Genomic DNA, 15441 nt, shown 5'->3' with positions numbered 1-15441 from the left:
ACCGTGAACAATGTCAAAAAAGCCTTTCATAGAGCCTTATTTTAGTGTTCAGGGTTTGTTCACACTTGGAAAGAAGGGATAAAAAATGGAATATGCAATGTATTTGCGGAAATCAAGGGCAGACATGGAAGCGGAAGCCCTTGGAGAAATGGAAACATTGGCACGTCATGAAAAAATATTGACGGAACTTGCAAAACGACAAGGGTTGAAAATTGATAAAATTTACAAAGAAATTGTTTCGGGCGAGAGTATAGAAAACAGACCACAAATGAAACAATTATTGGAAGACGTTTATTCAAGAAAATATAAAGGTGTTTTGGTCGTTGAAGTTGAACGATTGGCGCGTGGTGATACCCGTGACCAAGGCGACGTCGCGGAAGCCTTTAAATATTCCAATACGAAAATAATCACACCAATCAAGACGTATGACCCAAACAATGAATATGACGAAGAATACTTCGAATTCGGTTTGTTTATGTCCCGACGTGAATATAAGACCATTAAACGAAGACTTGAACGGGGAAGGGAAATGTCTGTTCAGGAAGGAAATTTTGTTGGTGCAAATGCGCCTTATGGGTATGATATTTGGCGCAGAGGAAAGAAAGATATAACATTAAAACCAAATGAAGACGCAAAGATTGTCAAAATGATTTTCGAATGGTATGGAAACGATAATTTAGGAGCCGCAAAGATTGCTAACAAACTAGGGGAAATGGGAATCAAAAGCCCAAGGGGAAATAAAGAATGGGTTCACGCAACCATTATTGATTTGTTAAAAAATCAACATTATATTGGAAAAATAAGATGGAAGAACAGAGAAACGAAAAAAGAATTTGTTGACGGTAAAATGAAAAAAACCAACATCCGAAACAAAAACAATTTTAAACTGTACGATGGAAAACACGAAGCAATCATTGACGAAGAACTTTTTGAAAAAGTGCAAAACAGAATCGGGAAAAATTCAAGGGCGAAAATTTCGAAACCACTTCAAAATCCATTGGCTGGTTTATTATGTTGCAAATCTTGCGGTAAAAAAATGGTATATCAAGCATTTTCAACTAGACCGAATATGACCCCAAGATATGTTCATGGACATAGTGTTTTTTGCAAAATGAAATCTTCGCCGACAAATGAAGTTATTGACGCGCTTATCCTCGGATTGAAAGCACATATAAAAGATTTCGAAATCAAAATGACGAATGAATATGAAATTGAAAACAATAAAAAGCAACATGAAATGGTGGGAATTATAGAAAAGGAACTTGAAAAACTCAAAAAGAACCGTACAAGACTATTCGATTATCTTGAAGAAGGAATATATACCAAAGAAGAATTCGTTGAAAGAAAGTCTATTTTGACGGCTAACATCGAAGAATTAGAAAAACAGCTTGAAACGGAAAAAGCGAAAGAAGCCGAAGAAATAAACTATGAAGAAAAAATCATCACTTTGAATCAAGTGATTGAAAGTTTGAAAGATGATAGCGTTGACGCAAAACACAAGAATGACTTTCTCAAAGAAATAATCGACCACATAGATTATGAATGCGAAGATTTGGGAATAAACAAAGGCGGTAAAATTTACTTAGATATTTTTTTAAAGTAGACATCTATCATGATGGTGATTATAAAGAAATTCCCGAAATCCGGCTGACAGCGGCCGGCACAAAAATCGCGACGATGTTGCTGGAGGTCGACCGCGGATTCCGCAACAGCAATGGCGAGTATGATCAGGATGTTTTTAATGTTGTGCTGTGGCGGGGGATTGCGGAAACCTGCGCGGATTTACTGCGTCCCGGTTCGGTTGTCGCGGTGAAAGGCCGGCTGCAGGCGCACAATTACGAGCCGAAGGAGGGGCAGATGTATTACAACGCGGAGATCGTGGCGGAAAAGGTTTCGTTTATTTCAGTGAAACCGCTCAACAATCCGCCGTTAGCGGAAATGGCGGTGTGACGTTTATTTCTTTGTAAGAATTTGCAGATTGTTGGAAATCCGTTTATAAGCTATACTTGAAATCGAAATGAGGGATAATGATGAATGAGAAAATCCTGATCGTCGACGACGATGCGGAAATCGCTCAGCTGGTTTCAGTTTATCTGAAAAACGAAGGTTTTCAAACAACCGTGGAGTACAGCGGAACGGAAGCGTTGAAGTTAATTCGGGACCACAAATTTGACCTTGCGGTTCTTGACGTCATGCTTCCTGACTGCAGCGGATTTCATCTGTGTGAAGAAATCCGCAGCCATTATAATTATCCGGTCATCATGCTGACGGCCAAAGGCGAGGATATTGATAAGATTACGGGGCTGACAATCGGGGCTGACGATTACATCACCAAGCCGTTTAATCCGGTTGAAATGACAGCCCGCGTCAAAGCGCAGCTGCGCCGGTATATGCGCTATAATTCCCAGAAGCGGGACGATAATATCATTGATTTTCAGGGATTAATCTTAAATTGCAGCACGCATGAATGCACGCTGTATGGAGAAAAGCTGAATCTGACGCCGACGGAGTTTTCAATTCTTCAGATGTTGTGTGAGAATCGGGGCAAGGTCATCAGTTCGCAGGATTTGTTTGAAAGCATCTGGAAGGAAAAATACTTCGAGTCCAACAATACGGTGATGGTCCATATCCGGCGCATCCGCGAAAAGATGCACGAACAGCCGCGCAATCCGAAATTCATAAAGACGGTGTGGGGAATGGGGTATAAAATTGAAAAATAGCCTGCGACGATTTAAGATCCGGCTGTTTCTGGAGTTAAGCCTGCAGATTGTCGGCGCGATTCTGCTGCTTTTACTGGGACTGCGGCTGGTCGATGGAATTTTAAATGATTTTATTGCGAATTTTCTATTCTCACTGGACAGCGACCTGTATCGGTTCTGCGTACGCAACAAAGCGGCGCTGTTGTTTTTAATCGGTTCCGGCACGATTATGATCGTCATCTATTTTACGATCCGTAAGACTTCGAACTATCTGGAACAAATCATCACCTCGATCAACCAGGTTTTTAATAAAGATGAGAATTTGGTCGTGCTGCCGACGGATTTTAAGGAAATTGAGAATCAGCTGAATTCGATTAAATTTGAAACGCTGCGCAGCGAACAGGCGCAGCAGCAGGAACAACAGAAGCGCGATGATCTGGTCGTTTATCTGGCGCATGATTTAAAGACGCCGCTGACCTCGATTATCGGATATCTGTCGTTGTTGAACGATGAGAAAGAAATCAGCGAGGAACTGCGCGGGAAATACACGCAGATCGCTTTGGAGAAAAGCTATCGGCTGGAAAGTCTGATCAATGAATTCTTTGATATTACACGGTTTGCGCTGCAGAAACAGACGCTCAATAAAGAACCCGTGAATTTAAGCGTCATGCTGCAGCAGCTGACCGACGAGTTTTATCCGTTGTTTGAGGAGCGGCAGGTTCAGTGCAGGCTGCAGCTGAAAGAGGGCGTGATGATCGAGGCTGACGCCGACAAACTGGCGCGGGTATTTGATAACCTGCTGCGGAATGCATTGGCGTATTGCGACAGGAACAGCGATATCGAGATCACCATGCAGGAAAACGCCGGCGGGGTGGAGCTGATGTTCGCCAATATCGGACCGCAGCTGAGCGACGATCAGATCAGCCTGTTATTTGAGAAGTTCTACCGCGCGGATCCTTCGCGCAGCGCCGCTACCGGCGGCGCGGGATTGGGACTGGCGATCGCCCGGGATATCGTGGAGATGCACGGCGGCACGATCAACGCTGTCGGTCAGGGCAAGCGGATTGAATTCCATCTGCACTTTCGCGCTCTGCCTAAAAACACAGTCCGGAAAGTACCGCTGGATAAAGCTTGAAAAGGAGAAAAGGAGGCTGTGTTTGCGCCTTCTTTTTTTGATTTTGAGCAAAAACCGCTGAAACAGGTGCTTTGCCCCGGATTTCTTGGTATAATAAATCCCGGATAAGAAATTTGCAGGAAAGGAAGAAACAAGTATGGCATTTGAATCGTTGACAGAGCGGCTGAATAAAGCGTTTAAGAATATCAGCGGCCAGGGCAAACTGACTGAAAAAAACATGGACGACATGCTTCGGGAAGTCCGGCTGGCTTTGCTGGAAGCGGACGTCAATTACAAGATCGTCAAAGATTTTTTAGTAAAGGTTAAGGATAAAGCGGTAGGGCAGGAGGTCTATACCTCGCTGAATCCGTCGCAGATGGTCGTTAAGATCGTTCACGACGAACTGGTCGCACTTTTAGGTGAGAAGGAAGCGACGCTGAACTTTAAGGAATCCGGCATGACCGTCGTCATGATGGTCGGTCTGCAGGGAACCGGTAAAACCACGTCTGTCGGCAAGATTACTTCGCTGTTAAAACGAAAATATAATAAGCATCCGATGTTGATCGCGGCGGACGTCATTCGTCCGGCGGCGATTGAGCAGCTGCAGACGTTAGGCAAGGAAGTCGGGGCCGAAGTGTTCTCGCTGGGAACGGAAACCGACGCTGTGGAAACGGTCCGTCAGGGCCTGGCGCATGCGAAGGAAATCGGCGCGGATATTGTGTTGATCGATACGGCCGGCCGTCTGCACATCGACGAAGCGCTGATGGAAGAACTGGCGAAGATCAAGGAAATTGCCAAACCGGACGATATTCTGTTAACCGTCGACGCGATGACCGGTCAGGATATCATCAACGTCGCGCAGGCGTTCCATGAAAAGCTGGACGTCACCGGCTTAGTCGTCACCAAACTCGACGGCGATTCCCGCGGCGGCGGCGTCTTGTCCGTCCGTTCGATCACTCAGGTGCCGGTAAAATTTATCGGTTTGGGTGAAAAGATGGAAGATCTCGACGTCTTCTATCCAGACCGCATGGCCGACCGGATTCTCGGTATGGGCGACATCATGACCTTAGTCGAACAGGCCCAGGAAAAGATGGATCTGGAACAATCCGAAAAGAGCGCCCGCAAGATGATGGAAGGCACCTTTACGCTGGACGATATGCTTCAACAGGTCGAACAGGTTCAGAAGATGGGCTCTTTAGGCAGCATCATGAAGCTGATTCCGGGACTCAATCAGTTCGCTTCCCAGCTTGACGATGAAAAGACAACGAAGCAGATGAATCGTTCCAAAGCGATCATCCTGTCCATGACCAGGGAAGAACGTCAGGATCCGGGTATTCTGCGCGCCTCCCGCAAGAAAAGAATTGCGGCCGGCAGCGGCACGACCGTGCAGGAAGTCAACGCGCTGGTCAATCAGTTTGAGAAGACCCGCCAGATGATGAAGCAGATGGCGCAGATGCAAAAGGGCGGCAAGCTGAATATGAACGCTCTGATGGGGCAGAAGAAGGGCATGAACATCCCGCTGAACCCACGCCGCCGCAAGTGGTAAAAAGCAGAAATACAAGAAAATGAAGCCTGTAAAGGAAAAACACTTGACAGGCTTTCTTTTTATGATATGATGAGTAAGTAATTTTCAGGAGGTATAGAAAAATGGCTGTTAAACTGCGTTTAAAGAGAATGGGTGCTAAGAAGGCTCCGTTTTACAGAATAGTCGCTGCGGATTCCCGCTTCCCAAGAGACGGACGTTCCATCGAAACGATCGGATACTACAATCCGACAACGAATCCGGCTACCGTTAAGATTGATGCGGATCTGGCAATGAAGTGGCTGAGAAACGGCGCGCAGCCTTCCGATACAGTTCGCAATCTGTTGTCCGGCGAAGGTCTGATGAAGCGTTTGCACGAAGAAAAAAACGCGAAGTAAAGTATGGCAGAACTCGATCTGGAGAAAGTCTTACTGAACCTGGTCAAGCCGATGGTGGAAGACCCGGACAGTGTTTCAGTGAAGTCGCTGCCAAGTCTTAACGAAAACGAGATCCTGTTAGTGGTGTATGCCAAGAGCGAGGATATCGCCCGTTTGATCGGCCGCCAGGGAAGCATGGCTTCCGCGCTGCGGCAGCTGATGAACGTGCCGGCCCGGATCGAAAACCGCCGGATTTCGGTAAAATTTGAGTCGTATTAAGAAGGATGCCCTGCATCCTTTTTTCAAAGCAGAGAAGGGGGAAGCCGGATGAAGAAAATGATCATTGGCAAAATTGTCAACACCTTTGGTATCCGCGGAGAGTTGAAGGTGGTTCCGGATACGGATTTCATTGAAGAACGCTTTGCGCCGGGACAGACGTTGATCGTCTGCCTGCCGGAAGGTGAGGCAGAGGTCACGATCGCGTCGGTTAAGGAACATAAAGGTCTTTTGCTTGTGCTGCTGGAAGGCGTGACGAACATCAATCAGGTAGAACATTTCAAGGGCTGCGAACTGGCAGTTGATCAGGACGCCCTGCCGCCCTTAGCGGAGGGTGAATATTATTTCTTCCAGCTCAAGGGCTTAAAAGCGATTGATCCGCAGGGGAACGAATTGGGGACTGTCGTGCGGATGGAAGCCTCGGCGGCGCAGAATCTGATCCGATTGAAAAAACCGGACGGCAAGCAGGCGTTAATTCCGTACATCGACGTTTTTGTGAAGCAGGTTGATCTGCAGGCCAAAACGATCACGCTCGATCTGATCGAGGGACTGTTATGAAAATCACGATCCTGACGCTGTTCCCCGAAATGTTTGAGGGCTTTTTGACGACGTCGATCATCAAGAAAGCCCGCCTGAAGGGGCTGGCGGAAATTGAAGCGGTCGATATCCGCGAATTTACCGACGATAAGCACAACCGCGTCGACGAATATCCTTTCGGGGGCGGTCAGGGGATGATCATGAAATGCCAGCCGGTGCTCGATTGTCTGAAAAGCGTCCGGACGCCCCAAAGCCGGGTGCTGCTGATGGGACCGACCGGCCAGCAATTTAACCAGGCCAAGGCCCGCGAGTTGGTAAAACAGGATCACCTGATTCTTTTGTGCGGTCATTACGAGGGCTTCGATGCGCGGATCCGCGCGTATGTCGACGAGGAGATCAGTATCGGCGACTATGTGCTGACCGGCGGCGAACTGGCTTCCATGGTGATCACCGATGCGGTGACGCGCCTGGTGCCGGGCGTGATCACGGAAGAAAGTCATCTCGATGAATCGTTTGAGAACGGCCTGCTGGAATATCCGCAGTATACCCGGCCGGTGGATTATGAGGGTCACACCGTGCCGGAGGTGCTGCTTTCCGGCCATCATGAAAACATCCGCAAATTCCGGCTGAAGGAGTCGCTGCGGCTGACGCTCCAGGTGCGTCCGGACTTGTTGGAAAACCGGAGCTTCACCAAGGAAGAACGGAAGCTTCTGGATGAAGTGCTGGAAGAGGAAGAAGCGAAAGCGGAGGCATTTCTGCAATCAGAAAGTCCGGAAAATCAGGAGAATCTGGAATAAAAAGGATTGCTTTTTGACCTCGCGTATGTTATAATAATACAGCTTAATAGCGTCCATGTTCCGCTGATTCTGCTGAATGAATGAGCATCGGATAAAATCGAGATTTGAAAAGGAGAAAAAGTATGAATCTGAATTTAGTCAACGAAATCACAAAAGATCAGCTCCGTACCGACATTCCGGAATTCCGTCCGGGCTGCACAGTCAGAGTTGACGTCAAGATCAAAGAAGGCGACAAGTCCCGTATCCAGGCGTTCGAAGGTCTGGTCATCGCGAAGAAGGGCAGCGGCATCGCTGAAACCTTCACGGTTCGTAAAATGTCCAGCGGCGTCGGCGTTGAAAGAACATTCCCGCTGCATTCGCCAATCATCGACAAGATTACCGTCGTCCGTCGAGGCAAGGTCAGAAGAAGCAAGCTGTTCTATCTGCGCGGCCTGTCCGGCAAAGCGGCTCGTATCAAAGAAATTCGCTAGTCGAAGCCGGAGCTATCCGGCTTTTTCTTTTGTTGCGCCCCAAAGCGGCGCAGGGAGGAGTTGCCATGGAAGAAAACAAACAAGCGCCGATCAACTGGGGACGGGAGATTCTGGATTTCCTGAAGATGCTGCTGATCAGCATCGTCGTCGTGTTCCTGTGCACGCGGTTTTTAATCCGGCCGGTGCGGGTCGACGGCGATTCCATGTATCCGACGCTGCACAACAACGCGATCGGGTTTTCCAATATTCTGACTTACCGGATGCAGGGCTTAAAGCGTTTTGATATCGCGATCATCTATGTGCCGGAGAAGAAGGAATATCTTGTCAAGCGCGTGATCGGACTGCCGGGGGAAACGATCGAATACCGTCAGGATCAGCTGCTTGTCAACGGCGAAGCTGTGGCAGAAGATTTCTTCGATCAGGACTACAAGCGCAGCCAGAGCGCCAACGGCAGCTTCACCCAGGATTTTGGACCGGTGACGCTGGCGGATGACGAATACTTCATGCTCGGCGACAATCGTCCGTATTCCAGCGATTCCCGCTGGTACGGCCCGTTTAAGAAGGAACAGATCAAGGCGAAGGACGTTGTCGTGCTGTTCCCGTTTCAACAGATAGGAGTGCATTGATATGACCATTCAGTGGTTTCCCGGGCACATGACAAAAGCCAGACGGGAAATGCAGGAAAATTTAAAGCTGGTCGATTTAGTGATCGAGCTGCGCGACTGCCGGATTCCGCTGTCTTCCAAAAATCCGATGCTGGATGAAATCATCCAGATGAAACCCCGTTTGATCGTGCTGTCAAAAAAAGATAAAGGCGAAGCGGAAATCACCCAGCAGTGGATCGAGAAGCTGAAGGACGATACGACGCTGGTCATCGCCGCCGATCTGCTTCACGACTCGTTTGTGCCGAAGCTGACGCAGGCCTGCAAGGAAGTCATGAAGGAAAAAATCGAACGGATGATCCGCCGGGGAATCCGGCCGCGCGCCATCCGCGCGATGGTGGTCGGCGTGCCCAATGTCGGCAAATCCACGATGATCAACCGGCTCGCAGGCAAGAAGATCGCCCAGACCGCAGACCGGCCGGGCGTTACCCGTTCCCTGCAGTGGGTCAAGCTGAACAAGGATGTCGAGCTGCTTGATACCCCGGGTGTGCTGTGGCCGAAATTTGAAGATCCGACCGTCGGTTTTCATCTTGCGCTGACCGGCGCGATCCGCGATGAAATCTTACCGAAGGAGGAGGTCGTGGTCTATGCCCTGAAATGGCTCAGCGTCAACGAGCCTCAGCGGTTAAAGGAACGCTACGCGCTGGAGAACCTCGCCGCGGATCCCTATGCGCTTTTGACGCAGATCGCCGTTGCCCGCAAGCATTTGAATAAGCAGGGCGAGGCAGACCTCACGCGCACGATCGACATGGTGATCAACGAAATCCGCAACGATAAGCTGGGACCGATCAGCTGGGAGCGTCCGGCATGAATCATCAGGCTGGATTGGAATATGAGCGCAGCTTCTGGGATCAGGGCAAGCATGTCGTCGGCATCGACGAAGCGGGTCGGGGACCGATTGCCGGGCCGTTGGTCGTGGCGGGAGCCGTGTTCGACATCGGCTACGCGAATTCTGAAATCTACGATTCCAAAGCGCTGAGCGAGAAAAAACGGGAGAAGCTGTTTTCGCTGATCCTGCGGGAAGCCCGCTGCTACAAGATTAAAATCGTCACCCCGGAAGAAATCGACACGCTCAATATCTACCGCGCAACGCAGAAAGCGATGGAAGAAATCGCCTGTGAAATTAACGCGGAAGCCGTATTGACCGATGCGATGCCCCTGCTTCACTGCGCCAAGCCGACGCTGTCGATCATCAAAGGCGATCAGAAGAGCCTGTCAATCGCGGCCGGCAGTATTCTGGCGAAGGTTGTACGGGATCATATCATGCTGGGCTACGACCGCTTATATCCGGACTACGGCTTTGCCAGGCACAAGGGATATCCGACCAAAGCGCATCTGGAAGCGATGGAGAAATACGGCGTGCTGCCATTCTACCGCAAAAGCTACGGTCCGGTTGCCCGGATGAATCAGATGACGCTGGATTTGGATTGATCGTGATCATTTCCCGACCGTTGAGATAAGTGAGATTGAACAAGGAAAGAAAATGGTCTGCCTCTTACGGATCATTTTTTTGCTTTTGAGGATCGCGGGGATTCGAGGAGGGCGGACCGGAACTGCGGAATCCTTGGAACAGCCATTGGCCGATTTTTAACGTGATTTAGGCTTAACGGTAAAAAAAACGGGCTGTTGGTAAAAAAAACAGGATTTTTGGAAAATCCTGCGTATATCTTTTATAGAAGGGATTCGGTGAAGATATGCGGAAACAAATTTTAGGGCTGGCCCTGCGTTATCAGGGGGAATGGGAAAAGATCACGGAAGGACTGAAACGGGGAGAGAAACCACCCTGCCCAGCGATTGCCGTTCCGTATGTGACCTGGGCGGATGCGGAGTATCCGGCGCTGCTGCGGCAGCTGCGCTTTCCGCCCTGGATTCTGTTTTACCAGGGGAATCTGGCGCTAGCCGATCTGCCGGCGACGGGGATCGTCGGTTCACGGCGAGCCTGCCGCTATGGCTTAACGATGACGGAACGCTGCTGCGGGGCGTTAAAGGACGAGGTGATCGTCAGCGGGCTGGCGCTGGGGATCGACGGGGCAGCCCACCGGGCAGCCTTGCGGTTATGCCGGGGCACGATCGGAATCGCCGGCTGCGGACTGGACCGGCCCTATCCGGCGTATAACCGTGATTTATATACGGAACTGCCGAAAGCCAATCTGCTGCTGAGCGAATATCCGCCTCAGACGCCGCCGCTGAAGCATCACTTTCCTTGGCGCAACCGGCTGATCGCCGCGCTGAGCGACCGGATCGTCGTCATGCAGGCGGGATTTCACAGCGGCACGATGCTGACGGTCAACGAAGCGATCGAGCTGAACCGGGAGGTCTGGTGTTTGCCCTATCCCGCAATGAATAAGGAAGGCGAGGGCTGCAACCTGCTGATCAGTCAGGGCGCGGAAATTCTAATGGAGCCCTCCCAGCTGACGCGAACGCCGCAGGAACGGCGTCAAGCCTGTAAAAACCGTGTTAAAACCATGAAATTTTAAAAAGACATTTGTAATTTCCTTGAAGTTATGGCAATATAGGTTATTGGAACTGAGAAGGACTCAGTAGTAAGGAGGATGACGATGAAAAATTTAGTCATTGTCGAGTCGCCGTCAAAATCAAAAACAATCGAAAAATACTTGGGTAAGGATTACGAAGTAGTTTCCTCCAAGGGACATATCCGCGATCTGGCCATTAAAGGAAAGGATGGCCTGGGCGTCGACGTCAACGACAATTTCAAAGCAACTTACAGCATCAGCGATGATAAAAAAGAAACCGTCAAAGAATTGAAAGCCAAGGCGAAGAAAGCCGATCAAGTCTATCTGGCAACCGACCCCGACCGCGAAGGGGAAGCGATTTCCTGGCATTTAGCCAGCGAATTGAAGCTGGACGTCGACCAGGACAACCGCGTCGTGTTCAACGAAATCACCAAGGATGCGGTGCTGCAGGCGTTTGATCATCCGCGTAAAATTGATATGGACCTCGTCCATTCCCAGGAAACCCGTCGGATTCTCGACCGGATCATCGGCTTTAAGCTGTCCAAGCTGCTCAAATCCAAGATTCGCAGCAAGTCGGCCGGCCGCGTGCAGTCGGTCGCTTTAAAGCTGATCGTCGAGCGGGAAAAAGAAATCAAAGCGTTCGTGCCGGAAGAATACTGGACGCTGGACGCCAAGTTCAAAGAGGACGATAAGGAATTCAGCGCGGCGTTAGCCAAGATTCAGGGTAAGAAGGCGGAGATTAAAAATAAGGAACAGGCCGACGAGGCGCTGGCTGCCTGCCAGGGACCGATGACCGTGACCGCGTTAAAGAAGCAGGTCCGCAAAAAGGAAGCCAAGCCGCCGTTAATCACCTCGACGCTGCAGCAGGAAGCGTCCACCAAGCTGAGTTTTTCCGCCAAGAAGACGATGCAGGTCGCGCAGAAGCTGTACGAAGGCGTCGAACTGGAAGATCACAGCGAAGGTCTGATCACCTATATGCGTACCGATTCCACGCGGTTAAGCAACGTCTTTATTGAAGCCGCGCACGATTTTATTGTCGGTCGCTTTGGTAAGGAATACTGGGGCAAGTACAAGATTAAAAATGATGAAAATTCACAGGACGCGCATGAAGCGATCCGTCCGACAAATCTGGAAAATGAGCCGGACAAGGTGAAGAAATACTTAACGCCGGATCAGTACAAGCTCTACAAGCTGATTTATGCCCGCGCCGTGGCTTCGTTAATGGCGCCGAGCAAATCCAACACCGTCAGCGTTGTCCTGTCGATTAACGGCTACGACTTCAACGCCAGCGGCACGCAGTTGGCGTTCGACGGTTATTTAAAAATGGTTTCCGACTATGAGTCCAGCAAGGACGTGCTGCTTCCGGATCTCAGCGAGGGCCAGCAATGCACGCCGGTTTCGCTGCTGGGCAATCAGCACTTTACGGAACCGCCGCTGCGGTATTCCGAAGCCCGGCTGATCAAGGAGATGGAAGAGGAGGGCATCGGTCGTCCGTCGACCTATTCGATGATCATCGACACGATCCAGCAGCGCGGTTACGTCGAATTGAAGAAAGCCAGCGAATCAAGCAAGACGAAAGTCTTTTTCCCGACTGAACAGGGTGAGCTGACCTCGCAGAAGCTGGAAGAATTCTTCAACGAGATCATCAACGTCCGCTATACGGCGAACATGGAAACCGAGCTGGATGAAATCGCCGAGGGCGGGCGTGATCACGTGCAGTCGCTGAAGGAGTTCTACGACAAATTTGAACCGTTGGTCGACAATGCCTATCAAAATATGGAAAAGATGGAGCCGGAAAAAATCGGCGAGCTCTGTCCGGATTGCGGCGGCGAGTTAGTCATCCGCCAGGGCCGCTTCGGCAAGTTCATCAGCTGCCTGAACTATCCGCAATGCAAATACACGCGCAAAATCGAAGCGCCGGAAAAAGAAAAACCGGAGCCGACCGGCAAGATCTGTCCGGAATGCGGAGGCGAGCTGCTCAAGCGCAAAAGCCGCTATGGCAACTATTTCCTGGGCTGTTCCAATTTCCCGAAGTGCCGGCATATTGAAAATATCGAAGGCGAGAAGAAACCAACCTTCCGCCGGAAAGGGAAGAAAAAGGATGACGAGTAGGGTAACGGTCGTCGGCGCGGGGCTGGCGGGCTGCGAGGCGGCCTGGCAGCTGGCACAGCGGGGCATCGCGGTGACGTTAGTCGAAATGCGGCCGGAAAAAATGACGCCGGCGCACAAGACAGGCAAGTTTGCCGAGCTGGTCTGTTCCAACTCGCTGCGCTCCGACGCTCTGACCAACGCCGTCGGGGTGCTGAAAGCGGAAATGCGGCGGCTGGATTCCGTCATCATGAGCGTCGCAGATCAATACAAAGTGCCGGCCGGCAGCGCGCTGGCGGTCGACCGTGAAGCGTTTTCAGAAGCGGTGACGGAAAAAGTCAGCGGCCATCCGTTAATTGAAGTCGTTCATCGCGAGGTGACGGAAATTCCGGAAGGCCCGTGTATTATCGCCAGCGGCCCGCTGACCAGCGACGCGCTGAGCCGGCAGATTCAGGCGTTTTTCAATCAGGAATCCTTTTACTTTTACGATGCGGCCGCGCCGATCATCGACAAGGACAGCATCGACTTTACCCAAGCCTATTACAAATCCCGCTACGATAAGGGCGAGGCGGATTACATTAACTGTCCGATGGACAAAGCTCAGTTCGAGGCGTTTTACGACGCCTTAATCCACGCGGAAAGCGCGCCTGTCCACGAACATGAAAAAGAGATTTATTTTGAAGGCTGCATGCCGTTTGAGGAAATGGCGCGGCGCGGGGAAAAGACCTTGTTGTTCGGCCCGATGAAGCCGGTCGGTCTGGAACGTCCCGACGGCAGCCGGCCTTACGCCGTCGTGCAGCTGCGTCAGGACAACGCCGCCGCAAGCATGTATAACGTCGTCGGCTTCCAGACACATTTAAAATGGCCGGAACAGCGCCGCATCCTGCGGATGATTCCGGGCCTGGAAAACTGCGAGATCCTGCGCTATGGCGTCATGCACCGCAACAGCTATATCAATTCGCCGCTTTGCCTGCGGCCGACTTACCAGACCGTCAAGCGCGAAGATCTGTTTTTCGCGGGGCAGATGACCGGGGTGGAAGGGTATATCGAATCGGCGGCCAGCGGCTTAAATGCCGGCCTCCAATGCGCCCGGCTTGTGCTGGGGTTAACGCCGGAGCCGTTTCCGCAGACATGCATGATCGGCGCGATGGCGCATTACATCACGCATGCCGACCCGAAGCATTTCCAGCCGATGAACGCAAACTTCGGCATTCTGCCGTTAGTGCAGAAAGTGAAAAAGAGCGAACGCAAGGAAGCGTATGGCATCCAGGCGTTAAACGAGCTGGCGCAGTTTCAGCAGTCGCTGTCATGGAACACGAAGTAACGCCGGAAGAAGCCGCGAAAAAACAGCTGATGAGCGTGGCTGAGGAATTCGTTGAATTCATCGTGGCCCGCCGCAGCGGTTCCCCAGCCACCGCCGACAGCTACGGCCGTGATCTGGAACGCTTCGCAGCCTATCTGGCTGAAAAAAAGATTACGGATTTCGGTCAGGTCGACAAAGCGGTGATGTTTGATTATGTCACGCTTCTGCGCAGCGGCAAAATTACCCGCGGCAAGATCAGCGACAGCTCGTTTTCGCGGATGTTGTCGACGCTGCGGTCCTTTTATCACTATTTAATCCGGTACAAAGGCGTCAAGGTCAACCCGACGCGGGGGCTGCGTGCGCCTAAGCTTAACCGCACGATTCCGGAGTTTCTGACGTTTGATCAGATGATGACGCTGTTCGATTCGTTCGATCTGAACGATCCCGCGGCGCTGCGCAACCGCGCGATTCTGGAAACGATGTATGCCTGCGGGCTGCGCGTCAGCGAGGTGTGTTCGCTGACCCTGGCCGAGCTGGATCTCAATGAGCGGATCCTGACGGTGACCGGCAAGGGCGACAAGCAGCGGATCGTGCCGTTCTATAAACGTTTGAGAACACTGCTGATGCGGTATCTGCGGGATTCCCGGGCGCTGTATCTCAAGGAAGAGCACGGCTTTGTGTTTGTATCGCAGCGCGGGGCGCCGATCACGCCGCGGGCGGTGCAGCTGATTCTGGCCCAGGCTGGGCAGGATGCGGGACTGAACCAGCCGCTGCATCCGCACATGCTGCGGCATTCGTTCGCGACGCATCTGCTGGACAACGGCGTCGACCTGCGCACAGTCCAGGAACTGCTGGGGCACAGCTCGCTGTCAACGACGCAGATTTACACGCATGTGACCGTCGATCGGCTTAAGCAATCGGTTGACGCAGCGCATCCGCATTCACAATCCATTCTAAAAAATCGGAAAACTGTCAAAATTAGTTAAAATCAGGCTTAAACAGGGCACTTTTGGATTGCATCCAGGAGTGCCTTATGATATATTAATACATGGCATCCGCGAATAAAGGGTGCACTACACACATCATGGATTCACTGCTCCGTGCTTGAGCGATCAAGTTGCA

17 protein-coding genes are annotated in these 15441 nt (G+C 51.1%); all 17 read left to right on the top strand.

What is annotated here, in order from left to right:
• Nucleotides 1-85: 85 nt before the first annotated feature.
• Entirely contained in the window at nucleotides 86-1603 is a 1518-nt protein-coding gene (locus I2G61_RS01665; RefSeq protein ID WP_195547802.1) for a recombinase family protein, read from the top strand.
• A 2-nt stretch (nucleotides 1604-1605) separates the two neighbouring features.
• Nucleotides 1606-1950, top strand: a complete 345-nt coding sequence (locus I2G61_RS01660) for a single-stranded DNA-binding protein (protein WP_370544665.1) — start codon at nucleotides 1606-1608, stop codon at nucleotides 1948-1950.
• An 80-nt stretch (nucleotides 1951-2030) separates the two neighbouring features.
• Entirely contained in the window at nucleotides 2031-2720 is a 690-nt protein-coding gene (gene vanR / locus I2G61_RS01655; protein WP_006060879.1) for a VanR-ABDEGLN family response regulator transcription factor, read from the top strand.
• A complete protein-coding gene (locus I2G61_RS01650; protein WP_072683534.1) occupies nucleotides 2710-3834 on the top strand; it encodes a cell wall metabolism sensor histidine kinase WalK in 1125 nt (374 codons plus the stop codon). The genes vanR and I2G61_RS01650 overlap by 11 nt, the downstream gene beginning before the upstream one ends.
• A gap of 136 nt (nucleotides 3835-3970) precedes the next feature.
• Nucleotides 3971-5359 (top strand): signal recognition particle protein, encoded by a 1389-nt coding sequence (gene ffh, locus I2G61_RS01645; protein WP_072683533.1) that lies wholly within the window; start codon nucleotides 3971-3973, stop codon nucleotides 5357-5359.
• A gap of 101 nt (nucleotides 5360-5460) precedes the next feature.
• Nucleotides 5461-5733 (top strand): 30S ribosomal protein S16, encoded by a 273-nt coding sequence (rpsP, locus tag I2G61_RS01640; RefSeq protein WP_006060882.1) that lies wholly within the window; start codon nucleotides 5461-5463, stop codon nucleotides 5731-5733.
• Nucleotides 5734-5736: 3 nt separating this feature from the next.
• A complete protein-coding gene (locus I2G61_RS01635) occupies nucleotides 5737-5991 on the top strand; it encodes a KH domain-containing protein (RefSeq protein WP_006060883.1) in 255 nt (84 codons plus the stop codon).
• A 48-nt stretch (nucleotides 5992-6039) separates the two neighbouring features.
• Nucleotides 6040-6546 carry a ribosome maturation factor RimM gene (gene rimM, locus I2G61_RS01630; protein WP_072683532.1) on the top strand — a complete coding sequence of 169 codons (507 nt, stop codon included), beginning with the start codon at nucleotides 6040-6042 and terminating at the stop codon, nucleotides 6544-6546.
• Nucleotides 6543-7322, top strand: a complete 780-nt coding sequence (trmD, locus tag I2G61_RS01625; RefSeq protein ID WP_072683531.1) for a tRNA (guanosine(37)-N1)-methyltransferase TrmD — start codon at nucleotides 6543-6545, stop codon at nucleotides 7320-7322. The genes rimM and trmD overlap by 4 nt, the downstream gene beginning before the upstream one ends.
• A 122-nt stretch (nucleotides 7323-7444) precedes the next feature.
• Entirely contained in the window at nucleotides 7445-7792 is a 348-nt protein-coding gene (gene rplS, locus I2G61_RS01620) for a 50S ribosomal protein L19 (protein WP_006060887.1), read from the top strand.
• 65 nt (nucleotides 7793-7857) lie between these two features.
• Nucleotides 7858-8418, top strand: a complete 561-nt coding sequence (lepB, locus tag I2G61_RS01615) for a signal peptidase I (protein WP_072683530.1) — start codon at nucleotides 7858-7860, stop codon at nucleotides 8416-8418.
• Nucleotide 8419: 1 nt separating this feature from the next.
• Entirely contained in the window at nucleotides 8420-9265 is an 846-nt protein-coding gene (ylqF, locus tag I2G61_RS01610; protein ID WP_072683529.1) for a ribosome biogenesis GTPase YlqF, read from the top strand.
• Nucleotides 9262-9885: a ribonuclease HII gene (locus I2G61_RS01605; protein ID WP_072683528.1), complete on the top strand. Its 624-nt coding sequence runs from the start codon at nucleotides 9262-9264 to the stop codon at nucleotides 9883-9885. Before ylqF ends, I2G61_RS01605 begins: the two co-directional genes overlap by 4 nt.
• Nucleotides 9886-10148: 263 nt before the next feature.
• Nucleotides 10149-10931, top strand: coding sequence for a DNA-processing protein DprA (dprA, locus tag I2G61_RS01600; protein WP_072683527.1), 783 nt, complete (start codon nucleotides 10149-10151; stop codon nucleotides 10929-10931).
• 81 nt (nucleotides 10932-11012) lie between these two features.
• Nucleotides 11013-13040 (top strand): type I DNA topoisomerase, encoded by a 2028-nt coding sequence (gene topA, locus I2G61_RS01595; RefSeq protein ID WP_039865010.1) that lies wholly within the window; start codon nucleotides 11013-11015, stop codon nucleotides 13038-13040.
• The gene (gene trmFO / locus I2G61_RS01590) at nucleotides 13030-14340 is read left to right on the top strand and encodes a methylenetetrahydrofolate--tRNA-(uracil(54)-C(5))-methyltransferase (FADH(2)-oxidizing) TrmFO (RefSeq protein ID WP_072683526.1); all 1311 of its coding nucleotides are present in this window, start codon (nucleotides 13030-13032) and stop codon (nucleotides 14338-14340) included. Before topA ends, trmFO begins: the two co-directional genes overlap by 11 nt.
• Entirely contained in the window at nucleotides 14325-15305 is a 981-nt protein-coding gene (gene xerA, locus I2G61_RS01585; protein WP_083538424.1) for a site-specific tyrosine recombinase/integron integrase, read from the top strand. The genes trmFO and xerA overlap by 16 nt, the downstream gene beginning before the upstream one ends.
• The last annotated feature ends 136 nt before the right edge of the window (nucleotides 15306-15441 follow it).

The sequence above is a fragment of the Holdemania sp. 1001095H_141210_F2 genome (assembly GCF_015558105.1).
GTDB lineage: Bacteria > Bacillota_I > Bacilli_A > Erysipelotrichales > Erysipelotrichaceae > Holdemania.
Note: the sequence above shows the minus strand (reverse complement) of the source record. Positions and strands in the feature narration are given on the sequence as shown.

Bases quoted from the DNA above. Each gene is read 5' to 3' on its own strand.
- rpsP (WP_006060882.1), top strand. From the start codon at position 5,461: ATGGCTGTTAAACTGCGTTTAAAGAGAATGGGTGCTAAGAAGGCTCCG.
- topA (WP_039865010.1), top strand. From the start codon at position 11,013: ATGAAAAATTTAGTCATTGTCGAGTCGCCGTCAAAATCAAAAACAATC.
- ffh (WP_072683533.1), top strand. From the start codon at position 3,971: ATGGCATTTGAATCGTTGACAGAGCGGCTGAATAAAGCGTTTAAGAAT.
- trmFO (WP_072683526.1), top strand. From the start codon at position 13,030: ATGACGAGTAGGGTAACGGTCGTCGGCGCGGGGCTGGCGGGCTGCGAG.
- trmD (WP_072683531.1), top strand. From the start codon at position 6,543: ATGAAAATCACGATCCTGACGCTGTTCCCCGAAATGTTTGAGGGCTTT.
- dprA (WP_072683527.1), top strand. From the start codon at position 10,149: ATGCGGAAACAAATTTTAGGGCTGGCCCTGCGTTATCAGGGGGAATGG.
- vanR (WP_006060879.1), top strand. From the start codon at position 2,031: ATGAATGAGAAAATCCTGATCGTCGACGACGATGCGGAAATCGCTCAG.
- I2G61_RS01605 (WP_072683528.1), top strand. From the start codon at position 9,262: ATGAATCATCAGGCTGGATTGGAATATGAGCGCAGCTTCTGGGATCAG.
- lepB (WP_072683530.1), top strand. From the start codon at position 7,858: ATGGAAGAAAACAAACAAGCGCCGATCAACTGGGGACGGGAGATTCTG.
- rplS (WP_006060887.1), top strand. From the start codon at position 7,445: ATGAATCTGAATTTAGTCAACGAAATCACAAAAGATCAGCTCCGTACC.
- rimM (WP_072683532.1), top strand. From the start codon at position 6,040: ATGAAGAAAATGATCATTGGCAAAATTGTCAACACCTTTGGTATCCGC.
- I2G61_RS01635 (WP_006060883.1), top strand. From the start codon at position 5,737: ATGGCAGAACTCGATCTGGAGAAAGTCTTACTGAACCTGGTCAAGCCG.
- xerA (WP_083538424.1), top strand. From the start codon at position 14,325: ATGGAACACGAAGTAACGCCGGAAGAAGCCGCGAAAAAACAGCTGATG.
- I2G61_RS01665 (WP_195547802.1), top strand. From the start codon at position 86: ATGGAATATGCAATGTATTTGCGGAAATCAAGGGCAGACATGGAAGCG.
- ylqF (WP_072683529.1), top strand. From the start codon at position 8,420: ATGACCATTCAGTGGTTTCCCGGGCACATGACAAAAGCCAGACGGGAA.